The following is a 15,451-nucleotide window of genomic DNA, read 5'->3' as shown; positions in this document are numbered from 1 at the left end:
CCACCCCCCCCCCCCCCCCGCCCCCCCCCGCGCCCCCCCCACCCCGCCTCTGGGGACGGGCGCCCCCGAGACACCCCCCCTGCGAAACCCCGCCGGCCCCTCCTTACTTGTGGCGGCTCCACGCGTGGATGCCTCGTCCCCGGACCACGGTGGCGGCGAGGAGCAGGAGCATGCCCGCCACGGCCCAGATCGCGAGCGTCACGGCCGGCTGGGCGGTCGCGTCCGGGCCGAAGTAGACCACCGCCTTGACCAGGTCGGTACCGAGCCCGGGAATGTTCCACAGGTGCATGTCCCGGAAGAAGTCCGGTAGGAACTCCGGCGCGGCGATGCCGCCCGAACCCGGATTCCCGAGCACCACCAACAGCAGGATGATCAGTCCGGTGCCGAGCAGGCCGAGCCAGCCCTGGGCCGCGGCGGCGGCCATCGAGGCGGCGAACGCGACCAGCGCACTCGCGCCGAACAGGCTCGCGAACCGGCCATGCCAGACGTCCAGGCCGGGTCCGGTGACCAGGGCGCCGGCCAACCCGAGCAGGCCGGAATAGAGCGCCAGCCCGCCGATGCGGGTGCCGGCCCGGGCGACCGTACGCGGGGTGGTGCCGACGCGCAGGCCGAGCACGGTCGAGCCGAGGTAGCCGCCGAGTACCAGCCCGATCGCGAGGTAGAACGGGACCAGGCCGCGCGGGTCGGCGGGGGCGATCGGCACCGAGTCGCTGACCGCGAGCGGGGCCTGCCCGCGTTCCGCCGCCACCTGCACCGTCTGGGTGATGACCTGGGTGGCCAACGGTGCGGCGGCGCTCGCCGTGACCAGGGTCAGCCCGGGTTTGCCGCCGGTGTTGGACGAGGCGAGTACGGCGTACACGTCGCGGCCGGCGAGGGCGTCGTCGGCGGCTGCGCGGTCGGCGTACTCGATGGGCTTGAGGGCCCTGTCCCGTTGGCGTACGGCGGCCAGCAGCGCCCGCGCCGGCTGGTCGCTGCGGACCACCGCGACGGGTACGTCCTTCGGCGTCGGCTGGTGCAGCGCCCCCGCGTACGAGGCGATGAAGGCGGTGGCGATCACCAGGGTGCCGAAGAGCAGTCCCGCGCCATGGATCACCGACCGCCGCCACGACTCCGGGTCTGACGGCTCGCGCCGGTGCCCCATCGCACCGCTGTTCCCCCGCGCCCCCGCCTCGTCGACCACCTCACCAGCGTATGGAGGCGGTGTTCGCTTGTGAGGCGTTTTCGCTGTTCGGAACGGCTGCCCAGGGCCGGGTCAGCCGGTGTTACGCATGCCGGCGGCGATGCCGTTGACCGTGGTCAGCAGCGCCCGTTCCAGCGCGGTGCCGTCACCCGGGGCGCGGCGGGCGCCCGGAGCGGTGGCGACCGCCCGGCCGGCGGCACCCGAGTCCCGGTACTGCCGCAGTAGCGCCACCTGGAGGTGGTGCAGCGGCTCCAGGTAGGTGTCCCGGACCGCGAGCGTGCGTTGGAGCACCGGGGAGTTCTCCAGCAGGGCGGGCGAGGCGGTGATCGCCAGCACCTCGCGCTTGGTCAGCTCGTACTCCTCGCGGATCACGTCGAAGATCGGCCGCAGCGGCTCGGGAACCAGGGTCTCCACGTAGCGGCGGGCGATGTTCAGGTCCGTCTTGGAGAGCATCATCTCGACGTTGGAGAGGAACGTACGGAAGAAGTGCCAGTTCCGGTGCATCTCGGCGAGGATTTCCGCCCGGCCCGCCTCGCGGGCGGCGGCCAGCCCGGAGCCGACGCCGAACCAGCCGGGCACGATCTGCCGGGTCTGGGTCCAGCCGAAGACCCACGGGATCGCCCGCAGGCCGCTCAGCCCGGCGCCGGTGTTGGGGCGCTTCGCCGGCCGGGAGCCGATGTTCAGCGCGCCGAGCAGTTCGGTCGGGGTCGACGCCCAGAAGTACGCGGGCAGGTCCGGGTTCTCCACCAGCGACCGGTACGACCGGTACGCCGACTCGGAGACCAGCTCCATCGTCGCGTCCCAGCGTTCCAGCATCTCGGCGGGTTGCCGGGGATAGGTGTGCAGCAGGGCGCTCTGGAGGACGGCGGCGAGCGTCAGCTCCAGGTTCTCCCGGGCCAGCGACGGCAGGGTGTACTTGTCGGAGATGACCTCACCCTGTTCGGTCACCTTGATCGCACCGTCGAGGGTGCCGTACGGCTGGGCCAGGATCGCCTCGTGCGTGGGGCCACCACCTCGGCCGACGGTGCCGCCCCGGCCGTGGAAGAGCCGCAGTCGTACGCCGTGCCGGGCGGCCACGTCACGCAGTGAGCGCTGGGCCCGGTGGATCGACCACTGGGAGGTGGTGATGCCCGCCTCCTTGTTCGAGTCGGAGTAGCCGAGCATCACCTCCTGCACGTCTCCACGGGCGGTGACGATCGCCCGGTACGCCGGCAGTGAGAGCAGTTCGTCGAGGAGTTCCCCACCGGCGTTCAGCTCGTCCGGGGTTTCCAGCAGCGGCACGAAACCGATCCGGGCCCGACCGCTGTGTACGTCGACCAGCCCGGCCTCGCGGGCCAGCACCGCCGCCGCGAGCACGTCGTCGACGCCCATGGTCATGGAGATGATGTACGACTCGATGACCTCGACGCCGAACCGCTCCTGGGCCTCCCGGATGGTGCCGAAGACGTCGAAGGTCTTGCGTGCCACCTCGGTCAGCGGAGTGTCCATGTTGGACAGGGGGCGTCGGCCGGTCAGCTCCTCGCTGAGCAGCTTGGTCCGCTCGGCCCGGCTCAACGCCGCGTAGTCGGTGACCTCGCCGACCTGCTCGTAGAGCTGGCGCAGCACCGTGTGGTGCGCCTCGGCGTGTTCGCGTACGTCCAGGGTGGCCAGGTGCAGCCCGAACGAGGCGACGGTCCGGATCGCCGAGGCGAGTCGACCGACGGCGGTGAGCTGTCCGGAGTTGCGGGCCAGGGAGGCGCGCATCAGTTCCAGGTCGGCGAGGAGTTCGGCGGAGCCCCGGTAGTCGCGGCCGGGTACGTGGGCGGTGCCCCGGGTCAGCCGCAGCCGGGTGTTGGCCAGCTTCGCCTTGATGCAGCGGGCCTTGAGCCGGTAGGGCTCCTCGGCGTTGACCCGGCGGAACCGGGCGGCCACCTCGGGCAGCGCGTCGAGGTCGGTGGCGAGGCTGGCGGAGAGGTCGAGCGACACCCCGCGAAGCCGGCGGGAGACCGAGATTTCGTTGATCAGCGACTCCATCGCCGCCTCGGTCGCCTGGATGCCGTGGTGGTACTGGATGACCAGCACCTCGCGGGTGACGTGCGGGGTGACGAAGGGGTTGCCGTCCCGGTCGCCGCCGATCCAGGTGCCGAAGGTCAGCGGGCGGGCGGTCGGGGAGGTCTCCACCCCGAGCGACCGCAGCGTGTCGGCGAGGTCGTCGAGGACCTGTGGGGCGGCGGCGGCGTACAGGTCGCGCAGGTAGTAGATGGCGTTACGGGCCTCGTCGGTCGGGTCCGGCCGGTCGAGCCGTAGCTCGTCGGTCTGCCACATCAGGTCGAGCAGTTCGGCCAGCCGCCGGTTGGTCGGACCCTCGTCGCTGGCGCCGTAGAGCACCGCGGCGGCGGTCTCGGCGTCGAGTTCGTCCGCGACCGCGCGCAGCTTGGTCAGGATGGAGCGGCGGGCGGCCTCGGTCGGGTGGGCGGTGAAGACCGGCCGTACGGCGAGCCGCCGGGCCGCCGCCGCGATCTCCTCGGCCGGCACCCCGCGTTCGGCGATCAACTTGGCCGCCTGGTCCAACCAGCCTCCCTGGGTGGCCCGCTGGCGGCGCAGGTCCCGGGAGCGGTGCACCTGTTCGGTGATGTTGGCCAGGTGGAAGTAGGTGGAGAAGGCACGGGCCAGCTTGGTCCCGGTGGTCACGTCCATCGCGCCGAGCCGCAGGGCCGCGGCCTCGGGGTCGGAGCGGACCAGGGCGCGGATCTCCTCGACCAGGTCGAGCAGCGGTGGGCCTTCCTGGCGGGCGAGGGTCTGCCCGAGCAGGGTGCCGAGCCGGCGGATGTCCGCCCGGAGGGCCGCGTCAGGGCCGTCGTGATCATGCTGGTCGGTCACCGTGCGCTCCTTACGTGTTGTGCTAAGGACAGCGCTGTCCGACAAGGCTGATCGTATCCGCGCGAGGGGGGTTTTCAGGAGGGGCCCACCATATCCGAGTTTTCGTCACACGGTCCCGGGCGCGGTGCCGGTGGCCGTACCGGCGTCGATCCGTTGCTCCAGCCGCTCCAATCTGGCCACGATCGGCTGCAACTGTTGGGTGAGGGCGGCCTGGAGCGCGGCGATCGCCTCGGTGCCGCCGCCCGCCGGTGCGGTTGCCTGGGTCTGCGCCCGCAGGTGTACGTAACCGGCCAGTGCGGCTGTGACCGCGCGGCGGGTCAGCCGATAGTCCGCGCCGAGCGCGCGCAGTACGTGTCCGGCGGTGCCGTCCGGCTCGGCGACCAGGCCGAGCAGCAGGTGTTCGCAGCCGACGTAGTTGTGACCGAGCGAGGTGGCCTCGGTGACGGTCAGTTCCAGTGCGTTGGCCGCGGTCCGGTTGAACCGCCGGCCGCCCTCCCCGACCCCGATTTTTGGTTCCCGGGTCGCCTGTCGGGTCAGTTCGCGGCGGACCGCCTCGGGGTCGATCTCCATTGCCTGAAGCACCTGGAGAGCGAGGTTCTGTCCCTCGGCCAGCATGCCGGCGAGCAGGTGTTCCGTGCCGAGGCTGGTCTCGCCCTCCTGACCGGCCTGGGTGACGCCGAGGGCGATGGCGGTTCGGGCCCGTGCGGTGAACTGGGTCAGGGCGGCGGCCGGGTCGTCCCCGTCGGTCCCGCCGAGGGTTGTCTCCCGGATCGCGGTGACCCGGCGTACGGCCTGTTCCAGGGCGCGCTGGCAGATCGCGGAGACCGGGACCCCGGACTCCTTGACCGCCTCGGCCAACTCGTCCGGCAGATAGACGTTGATCTTCGGCACCTTCGGCTCCCTTCGGGGCTTGGCTACGGTTATGACCCCCAGATAACCCCACCATACCCCCTAATGGGAAAAGGGGAAGGTCTCATCGATGATCGATCGCTAGGGTGGGCTGATGTCCGAACTGATCCGCTCCACCGAGGCCCGGCGTTACCCCGCGAAACCGCGCCCCGGAGACCGGGTCGCCGTACTCTCGCCCTCCGCCGGCCTGCCAGCCGTCTTCCCGCACGTGTACGAACTGGGCCTGCGGCGGCTGCGCGACGACTTCGGGCTGATCCCGGTCGAGTACCCGACCACCCGTGCGGCCGGCGCACACCCGCGCGAACGCGCCCGCGACCTGACCGCCGCGTTCGCCGACCCGACGATCAAGGCGGTGCTCGCCACCGTCGGCGGGGACGACCTGATCACCGTCGTGCCGTACCTGGACGGGGAGGTGATCGCGGCCAACCCCAAGCCGTACTTCGGCTACTCGGACAACACCAACGTGCTGTCGTACCTCTTCGAACTCGGGCTGGTCGGCTATCACGGGGGCTCGGTGCTCGTGCACCTCGGGCGCCCCGGCAGTCTGCACCCGGCGACCGCCGCCTCGCTGCGGGCCGCGCTCTTCACCGACGACTGGTACGAACTGGCGCCGGCCAAGCAGTACAGCGACGAGCCGAGCGACTGGCGCGACCCGTCCACCCTCGCCGACGAGCCGGTCATGTTCCCGTCCGACGGTTGGCACTGGCGCGGCCCGCAGACCCTGGTCGAGGGACCGGTCTGGGGCGGCAACCTGGAAATCCTCGCCTGGCTGCTCCAGGCCGGCCGGATCGGACCGAACTCCGCGTACGCCGGTCACGTGCTGCTGTTGGAGACCTCGGAGGAACTCCCGTCGGACGTCGAGGTCTTCCGAATCCTGCGCAACATGGGGGAGCGGGGACTGCTCGCCGGCTTCCCCGCCGTCCTGGTCGGCCGACCGAAGGCGTGGGACTTCGACCAGCCGAACACGGCCGAGCAGAAGCGGGCGTACACCGAGGCCCAACGCGTCGCCGTGCTCAAGATCCTCGCCGAGTACAACCCCGACGCGGTCGCCGTCTTCGGCCTCGACGTCGGCCACACCGACCCGCAACTGATCGTCCCGTACGGCGGCCTCGCCCGGGTCGACGCGATCGCTCGCCGCATCACCGTCCGTTACTGACTCCATTTATCGGCGGCGAGGCGCGGTCACCCTCTCCCTACTCCGACTCCCTACTCCGACAACGGGCAGGTCGGGCTGGTTTGGCCACGCGGAGAGCTATCGCCAGTAGGCCGGGCGTTCGACAATCAGGCCGTTGTCCAGCATCACCTTGTCGGGAAGCTGTGCTTGTCGGATCTTGGCGTCACCGATGGTGAAGCAGGCGTCAGCCTCATTGCGGAGGGCGTCGGACCACCGTCGCGGTGGGAAGGCCACCACGACCTTCTTGTCCGGGGCGAGTTCCCGGGTCACCCGAATCGCGGGGCAGAGGTCGGCGTCTCCGGAAATGAGGATGCAGGTGTCGAACCGGTCCCGTGCCGCGTCCCGGGCGATCGAGAGGGCAAGGTTGACGTCGGTCTCCTTCTCCTCGTAGCTCGTCCAGGTACTCCCGCAATGTCGGCAAATACTTGCCTTTGCCTGAAAGCGCCCCTCGATGATTCTGAGCTTCGGGGCCGCCGCGTCCAGGGCGCGCAGGTAGTCTTCCTGGCGTCGCTCGCTGGACGGCTGATTCCGGATGCGCGCAGTGAAGTAGTTGACGCTGGCCAGCTCCTGATCTGATCGGAGCAGCGAGGTGACCATCAGCTGTAGGTCGAGCCAGTGGTACTTGCGGCCGTGCTTGGCTTTGAGGCCGTGGTAGAGGTTGAACCCGTCCACGTAGGCGGTGACCCTGTTCACGACGCCCTTCCTGGTCATCCTGGCTGCAGTCGGGTTAGTATGGGCGTACCCCGCCAGGGCGAGTAGCCCTGGTCTGACGGCCCCCATCAGGGGGCCGTTTCTTTTGTCCCGGGTGTTCTCAGGACGGGTCGAGGACCCGCTCGGGTTTTGCCGTGGTGATACCGATTTTCCAACTCAGCTGATCGGCGAGTGCGGCGCGAGTCTGCCGCCGGGTGATGATTTCCGGTCCGATCATGCAGATGCCCTGCCACTCGGTGTTGGATTTGGACCAGTCCACGTCTATGAGTCGTCCGAGCAGGCTGGACCAGTCGGACGGGCCATGGTGGCCGGCACGCAGACGGCGGCCGAGCGCGCCAAGGGCATGGAAGGTGACGGCGTGCGTCGCGATCGATTCGGCGCGCACCTCGGCTGGCCTACGGGTGCCGTCTCGAATCTCCCGCCAAAGGGGGATGGCATCGGTCACCGCTAACCAGAACTCCTTGGCGTACGTTTCCCCGGCTTCGAGCGCGGCGTCGTCGCTGGCGATGGGGGCATCGAACAGTTGTCGCGTGGCGTCGTAGAGCGCGGAGAGCGTGACCAGCTTTGCCGACCTCAGGGGAAGGGAGACGGCATCTTTCTCTACCCGGCCGGCGAAGAGCGGCACCCGGGGGATCATCGCCAGGACCACCTGGTTCATGGGGTCTCGGTGGTCGTAGAGAATGTCAAGGGATCGACTTGTCTTCTGTACCGTTCGGTTCAGATCGCTGAAGATCTGCTGGCTGCGTGCCGTGTCTACTTCCGGCAGCAGCACCACGCTGATTGTCTGTTGGCCGAGGTCTGCATTCTTTGTGAGAGCTGCCTGGATCCCAGCGTGTCGGTGCTGGCCATCGTTGATCAGGAAGCGGGTGTTGAGCGATAGTTCAAGCGTCCCGATGTCGCCATCTTCCACGGCGGGGCGGAACTCCTCGTCGCCGTCGTACGACACGGTGAGGCTGGAAAACACCCAGTCGTGTTCGTGGTCGAGCAGGTATTTCGCGATCTCGGGCACGCGCTTTTCCACGAGCTTGCGTTGCGCGCGCTGCTCTGGCGGCAGGTCCGGGCGGGTACGGGTGAAGAGCCGGGCGGCCAGCTCGAGCGGGAACATGGCGGCGTAGTAGACGTTGTCACCCATTCGTCCTCGGATCGCCGGGACTTGGAGGCTGCCGCTGATGGTCATGGTCGCTCCTTGCGCATAGGCCCACACATCCCGCCGGTCAGTTGAACCGGACGATGACGGGGATACCGTACGTTGCAAATTTTGCGAGAGCAAGACGTAATCACCCCTGAGTACGTCGCTTCAGGCAGAGAGTTTGGACGTACAACCCCCGGAGAGGGTGGGGTCCACTTCGCCAAGCGTCCACAGCGGGTGCGGTGTTCTGCGGGCTACGCTAGGGCGAGCACCCCCCGCCCGGTCTGGGCGTGGGGCCGTTTCGCGTGTCGACGCAAAGGTAGTGATCGTGACGATGCTCGCCGGTCTGCTGGCTGCCGCCCTCGGCGACCCGGGCCTCACCCGCACCCGTGACCTGGCCCGGCGCGGTTTCGCGCAGGCCGACGGGCTCGACCTCACCGCCCCGGCCGCGCTACGGCCGTTCGTGGTGGCCGCCGTCGCCGCCGAGACCGACCAGGGCGGCGCCGGCCGTCCCGTGCTCGCCGTCACCGCCACCACCCGCGAGGCCGACGACCTCGCCGGCGCACTTGGCAGCCTGCTCCCCGCCGAGCAGGTGGCCGTCTTCCCGGCCTGGGAGACCCTGCCGCACGAACGGCTCTCACCCCGCTCGGACACCGTCGGCCGCCGGCTCGCCGTGCTGCGCCGGCTGGCCCACCCCGGTGCCGCAGGCGGCACCGGCCCGCTGCGGGTGGTCGTCGCACCGGTCCGTTCGGTCCTGCAACCGCAGCTCAAGGGGCTCGGTGACCTGGAGCCCGTCCGACTCACCAGTCACGCCGAAGCCGACCTCGACGAGATCGCGCACCGCCTGGCCGACCTGGCGTACACCCGGGTCGACCTGGTCACCAAGCGGGGCGAGTTCGCCGTCCGGGGCGGCATCCTCGACGTCTTCCCACCGACCGACGAACACCCCAGCCGGGTCGAGTTCTGGGGCGACGAGGTGGAGGAGATCCGTACCTTCGCCGTCGCCGACCAGCGCACCATCGAGCAGGTCGACCAACTCTGGGCGCCGCCGTGCCGGGAACTCCTGCTCACCCCGGAGATCCGCGAGCGGGCCGCCGCGCTCGCCGAGGCCCACCCCGAACTCGCCGAGATCCTGGAGAAGCTCGCCGAGGGCATCCCGGTCGAGGGGATGGAGTCGCTCGCCCCGGCGCTCACGGACGGGACCGGCAGCATGGAGACGCTGCTCGACTGCCTGCCGGCGGGCGCGCACGTGCTGCTCTTCGACCCGGAACGCATCCGTACCCGGGCTCACGACCTGGTCCGTACCTCGGAGGAGTTCCTCCAGGCGAGCTGGGCCGCAGCCGCCGTCGGCGGCCAGGCCCCGATCGACCTCGGCGCCGCCGCCTTCAAGACCCTGGGCGAGGTACGCGCGACCGCCGCGACCCTCGGCCAGCCCTGGTGGTCGATCGCCCCGTTCGGGCTGGTCGAGACGACCACCGCGACCGACGACCAGCCGTGGCTCGACCCGGTCGAGCAGACCGACGTCACCCCCGACGACGGGATCTCGATCACGCTCGCCGCCCAGCCGACCGCGCTCTACCACGGCGAGACCAGCCGCGTGGTCGACGACCTGACCCGCTGGACCGCCGACGGCTGGGCCGTCGCCCTGGTCTTCGAGGGGCACGGGCCGGCGCAGCGGGCGGTCGAGGTGCTGCGCGACGGCGGGCTCGGCGCCACCCCGGTCGAGACCATCCTGCGCCCCCCGGCACCCGGCGACATCCTGGTCACCTGCGGCTCGCTCAACCACGGCTTCCTGCTCGACGGGGCCGGCGCGACCAAACTCGCCGTGCTCACCGGCAACGACATCACCGGCGGTCGCGGCTCCTCCACCCGCGACATGCGCAAGATGCCGAGCCGGCGACGTAACACGATCGACCCGCTGGAGCTGAAGACCGGCGACTACGTGGTGCACGAGCAGCATGGCATCGGCCGCTACGTCGAGCTGGTGCAGCGTACGGTCAACGGCGCCGAACGCGAATACCTCGTCATCGAGTACGCCTCCAGTAAGCGGGGGCAGCCGGGCGACCGCCTCTTCGTCCCCACCGACCAGCTCGACCAACTCTCCCGGTACGTCGGCGGGGAGACGCCGACCCTGCACAAGATGGGCGGCAGCGAGTGGCAGAAGGCCAAGGCCCGCGCCCGCAAGGCGGTACGGGAGATCGCCGCCCAGCTCATCCAGCTCTACGCCGCCCGGAAGGCGTCGAAGGGGCATGCCTACGGCCCGGACACCCCCTGGCAGCGTGAGCTGGAGGACGCCTTCCCGTACACCGAGACGCCGGACCAGCTCTCGGCGATCGAGGAGGTCAAGCGGGACATGGAGCAGTCCGCCCCGATGGACCGGCTGATCTGCGGCGACGTCGGTTACGGCAAGACCGAGATCGCGGTCCGGGCGGCGTTCAAGGCGGTCCAGGACGGCAAGCAGGTCGCCGTGCTGGTGCCGACCACGCTCCTGGCCCAACAGCACTACAACACCTTCGCCGAGCGGATGGGGCAGTTCCCCGTCCAGATCAAGCAACTCTCCCGGTTCCAGACGCCGAAGGAGGCCGAGCAGACCCTCGCCGCCGCCGCCGACGGCAGCGCCGACATCGTCATCGGCACCCATCGGCTGCTCGCCGCCGCCACCCGCTTCAAGTCGCTCGGCATGGTCATCGTCGACGAGGAACAGCGTTTCGGGGTCGAGCACAAGGAACATCTCAAGACGTTGCGGACCGCGGTCGACGTACTGACCATGTCGGCGACGCCGATCCCGCGAACCCTGGAGATGGCGATCACCGGCATCCGCGAGATGTCGACCATCGCCACCCCGCCGGAGGAGCGTCACCCGGTCCTCACCTTCGTCGGCGCGTACGACGACCGTCAGGTCGCCGCCTCCATCCACCGCGAACTCCTCCGCGACGGGCAGGTCTTCTACCTGCACAACCGGGTCGAGTCGATCGACCGGGCGGCGCGGCGCATCCGTGAGCTGGTGCCCGAGGCGCGGGTCGCGGTGGCGCACGGCCAGATGAGTGAGGAAGCGCTGGAGAAGGTCATGGTCGGCTTCTGGGAGAAGGAGTACGACGTCCTGGTCTGCACCACGATCGTGGAGTCCGGTATCGACATCCCGAACGCCAACACCCTGATCGTCGAGCGGGCCGACCTGCTCGGCCTGGCCCAGCTCCACCAGATCCGGGGTCGGGTCGGCCGGGGGCGGGAGCGCGCGTACGCCTACTTCCTCTACCCGTCGGAGAAGCCGCTGACCGAGCACGCCCACGAACGGCTCGCCACCATCGCCCAGCACACCGAACTGGGCGCCGGCATGTACGTGGCGATGAAGGACCTGGAAATCCGGGGCGCGGGCAACCTGCTCGGCGGCGAGCAGTCCGGTCACATCGAGGGCGTCGGCTTCGACCTCTACGTGCGGATGGTCGGCGAGGCGGTGCAGGCGTTCAAGGGGGAGCGTCCGGAGGAGGAGACCGACGTCAAGATCGACCTGCCGATCGACGCGCACCTGCCGCACGACTACGTCGGTGTGGAACGGCTCCGGCTGGAGATGTACCGCAAGCTCGCCGAGGCCCGCGACGCGGCCCGCCTCGACGAGGTGGTCGCCGAGATGACCGACCGGTACGGGGAGCCGCCCGAGCCGGTGAAGAACCTGGTCGCGGTGGCCCGGTTCCGCCTGCTGGCCCGCTCGTACGGCCTGACCGACGTGTCGGTCCAGGGCAAACACCTCCGGTTCAGCCCGCTGCCGCTGCCGGACTCCAAGCAGTTGCGGCTCAAGCGTTACCACCCGGACGCGGTCTACAAGCAGGTCGCCGACCAGGTCAGCGTCCCCCGCCCGAGCACCCGGCGGATCGGTGGCGAACCGCTGCGCGACCAGGCCCTGTTGGAGTGGTGCGGGCAGCTCCTCTCCGATGTGCTCGGCGCACCGGTCTCGGCCGACCGGTGACCCCGTACCTCCCGGGCCGGGTCACGCGTGAGAGAGTGTCGGCCATGCAGCGTGCTCGCCGTCTGGCGCCGATCGCGGTGGTTGTCGCGGTCGGCATCATCGCCCTCACCGGTTGCCGTGCCCAGCCCGATGTCGCCGCGTACCTCGGCGACCGGCAGATCACCGAGGACCGGATCACCGGGATCATCGACGAGGTGAAGAAGAACCCGGCCCCGCAGAGCGCCCAGGCGCCGGCCGAGGAGGGTGGAGCCCGGGTGCCGACCCGTGGCGAGGTGGTGAGCCTGCTCGTCTTCAACGACGCGTGCGGCCGTTTCACCACCGACAAGGCCCTGAAGCCGCAGCGCCCGGTGACCGCCGAGGAGGTCGGCCAGGGCCTCGGCTTCGCGCCCAACACCGAGTACGCCCGGCAGCTCGCCGACTCGTTCACCTGCCGGTCGGCACTGCCCGCCGGCGAGCCGGTCAAGCCGACCGAGGAGCAGCTCGTCCAGCTCATCCGGGACGCCCGCGCCGCCGGTCTCGGCGAGAACGGCGAGACCGACGCGGAACTGCGCCAGGCACTCGACGGTGAGCAGTTCCAGGGCGCGCTCGGTCAGCGCAAGCTGCTGGAGGGCGAGTTCGGGCGATTCGACATCACCGTCAACCCGCGCTACCGGCCGCTGGAGTTCCCGATCCTGTCGTTCCCGAACGAGGACCAGGCGGTCGGCGTGCCGCTCGGTGAGCCGGGCACGGGTGCGGTAACCAGCCGGAGCTGAGCCGGCGACAACGATGACCGCCCGAGTCGTACTGCTGGTCACCTCGCCCCGGCTGCCAGCCGGTCTGCTCACCGCGGCAGCCTGGGACGTGGTACGCCAGCACCCGGTGCTGACCGGCGTGGAAAGCGAACTGGCCACGGCGGTACGGGTGGCAGGCGGCACCGTCACCCTCTCCGACGCGCCGGTGCGTGACCTGCTCGCCGCCGCCGGAACCGACGGCACCGTGGTCTGGCTCGCCGGCCCGGCCGGCGACGACCAGATGGCCCGTGAACTGGGCATGCGGCTGGCCCGCGAGCCCGGTCTCGCCGAACTGGAGCTGATGTACGGCTCCTGGGATCCGCCCGGCGCCCGGCTGCTCGACGCGGTCGCGGTGATGGACCGGCTGGTCTCGCCGGGCGGTGACCCGTGGAAGCGGGCCCAGACGCACACCACCCTCGCGCAGTTCCTGCTGGAGGAGTGCTACGAGGCGTACGACGCTATCGCCGCCGGGGACCTGGACGCGCTCCGCGAGGAGTTGGGCGACGTACTGCTCCAGGTGGTGCTGCACGCCCGGCTCGCCGAGGAACTGCCCGAGGAGGAGCGCTGGAGCGTCGACGACGTTGCCGGCGGCCTGGTGGAGAAGATGATCCGGCGCAACCCGCACGTCTTCGCGGACACCGCCGTCGGTTCGATCGACGAGATCATCACCAACTGGGAGCAGATCAAGAAGGCGGAGAAGGCCCGCGACTCGGTGTTGGACGGAATCGCGCTGGCGCAGCCGGCCCTCTCCCTCGCCGCGAAGATCCTGCAACGGGCCGCTCGTGCCGGGTTCGACGTGCCGCCGCCGGTGCTGGCGACGCCGGACGGCGAGGCCCGGCTCGGCGCCCGCCTGTGGGAGATCGTGGTGCGGGCCCGCGCCGACGGGCTGGACGCGGAGGCGGCGCTGCGCCGTGCCGCACTCGCCTACGCCGACGCGGTACGCGCCGCCGAGACCGCCACTGACTCCGACTGATCCAGCACCACGCTAGATTCACCCCATGTCGTCTTTCGTCCCCATCGCCGAACGGATCGTCGACGCGCTGCTGGAGAGCAGCCCGGAGCTTGCTTCCTCGGCCGGCGACCACCGCGTCGACGACCGGCTGCCGGATCTCTCCGACGCCGGGGTCAAGGCGCAGGTGGCAATGCTGCGTGACGCCGCCGGTGCCCTTTCCCAGGTGGACGACGGCGCGCTCGACCCGGCCGAGCAGGTGGACCACGACCTGCTTCGTGCCCTGGTGGAGCGGGAACTGTTCGAACTCTCCGAACTGCGCACACACGAGTGGAACCCGTTGCGGCACAACCCGGGACCGCTGCTGCACGCACTGATCGCCCGCCCGTACGCGCCGGCGGAGGTGCGGCTGACCAGCCTCGTCGGCCGGCTCGCCGACGTACCGGACGCCCTCGCCACCGCGCGTGCCCTGCTCGGCGACATGCCCCGGATCCACGCCGAGACCGCGATCGGGCAGTTCGGCGGCACCGCCGCGCTGGTCCGCACCGAACTGCCGGCGTTGCTCGCCGAGGCGCCCGGCATGCGGGACCGGGTCGAGCCGGTGGCCCGGGACGCCGCCCGCGCCCTCGACGAGTTCGCCGAGTGGCTCCGCGCCGGGCTGCGCGACGACTCCGGTCCGGGGCGGGACCCCCGGCTCGGACGCCGACGCTTCGAGGCGCGGCTCTGGCACACCCTGGACACCGAACTCTCCGCCGCGCAGGTCTTCACCCGCGCCGAGGCGAACCTGGAGCGGGTCACCGACGAGATCCGGGCAGCCGCCGCCGAACTGGTCGGAGGGGCGGCGAACGACGAGACCGTACGGCAGGCGCTCGGCCGGCTCGGCAGTGAGCACCCGGACAACCACACCATCGTGGAGTTGGCCCGCACGACGCTCACCGAGTCGACCGACTTCGTACGCGCACACGACCTGGTCAGCCTGGTCGACGACCTGTGCGTGATCCAGGAGATGCCGGAGTTCGCCCGTGGGGTGGCGGTCGCCTACTGCGACCCGCCCGGACCGCTGGAGACCGCGGACGTGCCGACGTTCTACTGCATCGCACCGACCCCGGCGGACTGGTCGGCGGAGCGGGTCGAGTCGTTCTACCGCGAATACAACAACCACATGATCGGCAACCTGACCGTGCACGAGGCGGTGCCGGGCCACTTCCTGCAACTGGCCCACGCCCGCCGCTACCGGGGCAGCACCCGGGTCCGGGCGCTCGACTACTCCGGCCCGTTCGTCGAGGGGTGGGCGGTCTACGCCGAGGAGCTGATGGCGGACGCCGGCTTCGGTGGCCTGGCGATCCGGTTGCAGCAGCTCAAGATGCAGCTCCGGATGACCATCAACGCGCTGCTCGACCAGTTGGTGCACTGCGACGAGCTGCCCGAGTCCGAGGGCATGGCACTCATGACCGGCCGGGGCTTCCAGGAGGAGGGCGAGGCGGCGGGCAAGTGGCGCCGGGCGCTGCTCACCTCGACCCAGCTCTCCACCTACTTCGTCGGCTACACCGAGGTCGCCGACATCGCCGCCGCCCGGCCGTCCGGTCAGTCGCCGAGGCAGTGGCACGACGCCATGCTCGCCCACGGTTCCCCGCCGCCGCGCCACCTCCGTACCCTGCTCGGCCTCTAGTGTCCTGAGTCGTTAATTCGTCGGCAGTAGGCGGCGAGGGATTCAAGGATTTCGTCGGCGGTGCGGGTCCAGACGTACGGGCGTGGGTTGGTGTTCCAGTTGTCGATCCACGCCCGGATGTCGGCTTCCAGTGCGGT

Annotated in this window: 10 protein-coding genes and 1 pseudogene; 5 read left to right on the top strand and 6 right to left on the bottom strand. The window is 70.5% G+C overall.

Annotated elements, in window-relative coordinates; genetic code table 11:
* Positions 1-103: 103 nt before the first annotated feature.
* The 3 genes from ACIBF5_RS05225 to ACIBF5_RS05215 all read right to left on the bottom strand — a co-directional run bounded on the left by ACIBF5_RS05225 (position 104) and on the right by ACIBF5_RS05215 (position 4,930).
* Entirely contained in the window at positions 104-1,180 is a 1,077-nt protein-coding gene (locus ACIBF5_RS05225; RefSeq protein ID WP_396808327.1) for a hypothetical protein, read from the bottom strand.
* 72 nt (positions 1,181-1,252) lie between these two features.
* Entirely contained in the window at positions 1,253-4,039 is a 2,787-nt protein-coding gene (gene ppc / locus ACIBF5_RS05220) for a phosphoenolpyruvate carboxylase (RefSeq protein WP_396808325.1), read from the bottom strand.
* Positions 4,040-4,144: 105 nt separating this feature from the next.
* Positions 4,145-4,930: a Clp protease N-terminal domain-containing protein gene (locus ACIBF5_RS05215; protein WP_396808323.1), complete on the bottom strand. Its 786-nt coding sequence runs from the start codon at positions 4,928-4,930 to the stop codon at positions 4,145-4,147.
* A gap of 112 nt (positions 4,931-5,042) precedes the next feature.
* Here ACIBF5_RS05215 and ACIBF5_RS05210 point away from each other — a divergent pair, with 112 nt between their 5' ends.
* On the top strand, positions 5,043-6,104 hold the full coding sequence (locus ACIBF5_RS05210; RefSeq protein WP_396808321.1) for a S66 peptidase family protein: 1,062 nt from the start codon (positions 5,043-5,045) through the stop codon (positions 6,102-6,104).
* 96 nt (positions 6,105-6,200) lie between these two features.
* On the opposite strand, the gene ACIBF5_RS05205 is transcribed toward ACIBF5_RS05210, so the two are convergent.
* Positions 6,201-6,815 (bottom strand): NYN domain-containing protein, encoded by a 615-nt coding sequence (locus ACIBF5_RS05205; RefSeq protein WP_396808319.1) that lies wholly within the window; start codon positions 6,813-6,815, stop codon positions 6,201-6,203.
* Positions 6,816-6,933: 118 nt separating this feature from the next.
* Complete coding sequence (locus tag ACIBF5_RS05200) at positions 6,934-8,010, bottom strand: DNA sulfur modification protein DndB (RefSeq protein ID WP_396808317.1); 1,077 nt, start codon at positions 8,008-8,010, stop codon at positions 6,934-6,936.
* Between the two features lie 286 nt (positions 8,011-8,296).
* Here ACIBF5_RS05200 and mfd point away from each other — a divergent pair, with 286 nt between their 5' ends.
* From mfd to ACIBF5_RS05180, 4 genes are read left to right on the top strand one after another with little or no spacing between them, the layout of a single operon-like run.
* Positions 8,297-11,926 (top strand): transcription-repair coupling factor, encoded by a 3,630-nt coding sequence (gene mfd, locus ACIBF5_RS05195; protein ID WP_396808818.1) that lies wholly within the window; start codon positions 8,297-8,299, stop codon positions 11,924-11,926.
* A 44-nt stretch (positions 11,927-11,970) separates the two neighbouring features.
* Complete coding sequence (locus ACIBF5_RS05190) at positions 11,971-12,678, top strand: hypothetical protein (RefSeq protein ID WP_396808315.1); 708 nt, start codon at positions 11,971-11,973, stop codon at positions 12,676-12,678.
* Between the two features lie 13 nt (positions 12,679-12,691).
* Positions 12,692-13,669 (top strand): nucleoside triphosphate pyrophosphohydrolase, encoded by a 978-nt coding sequence (locus ACIBF5_RS05185; protein WP_396808313.1) that lies wholly within the window; start codon positions 12,692-12,694, stop codon positions 13,667-13,669.
* A gap of 25 nt (positions 13,670-13,694) precedes the next feature.
* On the top strand, positions 13,695-15,314 hold the full coding sequence (locus ACIBF5_RS05180) for a DUF885 domain-containing protein (RefSeq protein ID WP_396808311.1): 1,620 nt from the start codon (positions 13,695-13,697) through the stop codon (positions 15,312-15,314).
* Here ACIBF5_RS05180 and ACIBF5_RS05175 read toward each other — a convergent pair.
* Positions 15,311-15,451, bottom strand: a pseudogene (locus tag ACIBF5_RS05175) (IS630 family transposase); the annotation flags it as partial. The gene ACIBF5_RS05180 and the pseudogene ACIBF5_RS05175 sit on opposite strands and share 4 nt — an antisense overlap.

Origin of the sequence: Micromonospora sp. NPDC050417 (assembly GCF_044458865.1) — a bacterium.
Lineage (GTDB): Bacteria > Actinomycetota > Actinomycetes > Mycobacteriales > Micromonosporaceae > Micromonospora_G.
Note: the sequence above shows the minus strand (reverse complement) of the source record. Positions and strands in the feature narration are given on the sequence as shown.

Coding starts and splice junctions, on each gene's coding strand:
- ACIBF5_RS05210 (WP_396808321.1), top strand. CDS start 5,043: ATGTCCGAACTGATCCGCTCCACCGAGGCCCGGCGTTACCCCGCGAAA.
- ACIBF5_RS05200 (WP_396808317.1), bottom strand. CDS start 8,010: ATGACCATCAGCGGCAGCCTCCAAGTCCCGGCGATCCGAGGACGAATG.
- mfd (WP_396808818.1), top strand. CDS start 8,297: ATGCTCGCCGGTCTGCTGGCTGCCGCCCTCGGCGACCCGGGCCTCACC.
- ACIBF5_RS05190 (WP_396808315.1), top strand. CDS start 11,971: ATGCAGCGTGCTCGCCGTCTGGCGCCGATCGCGGTGGTTGTCGCGGTC.
- ACIBF5_RS05185 (WP_396808313.1), top strand. CDS start 12,692: ATGACCGCCCGAGTCGTACTGCTGGTCACCTCGCCCCGGCTGCCAGCC.
- ACIBF5_RS05180 (WP_396808311.1), top strand. CDS start 13,695: ATGTCGTCTTTCGTCCCCATCGCCGAACGGATCGTCGACGCGCTGCTG.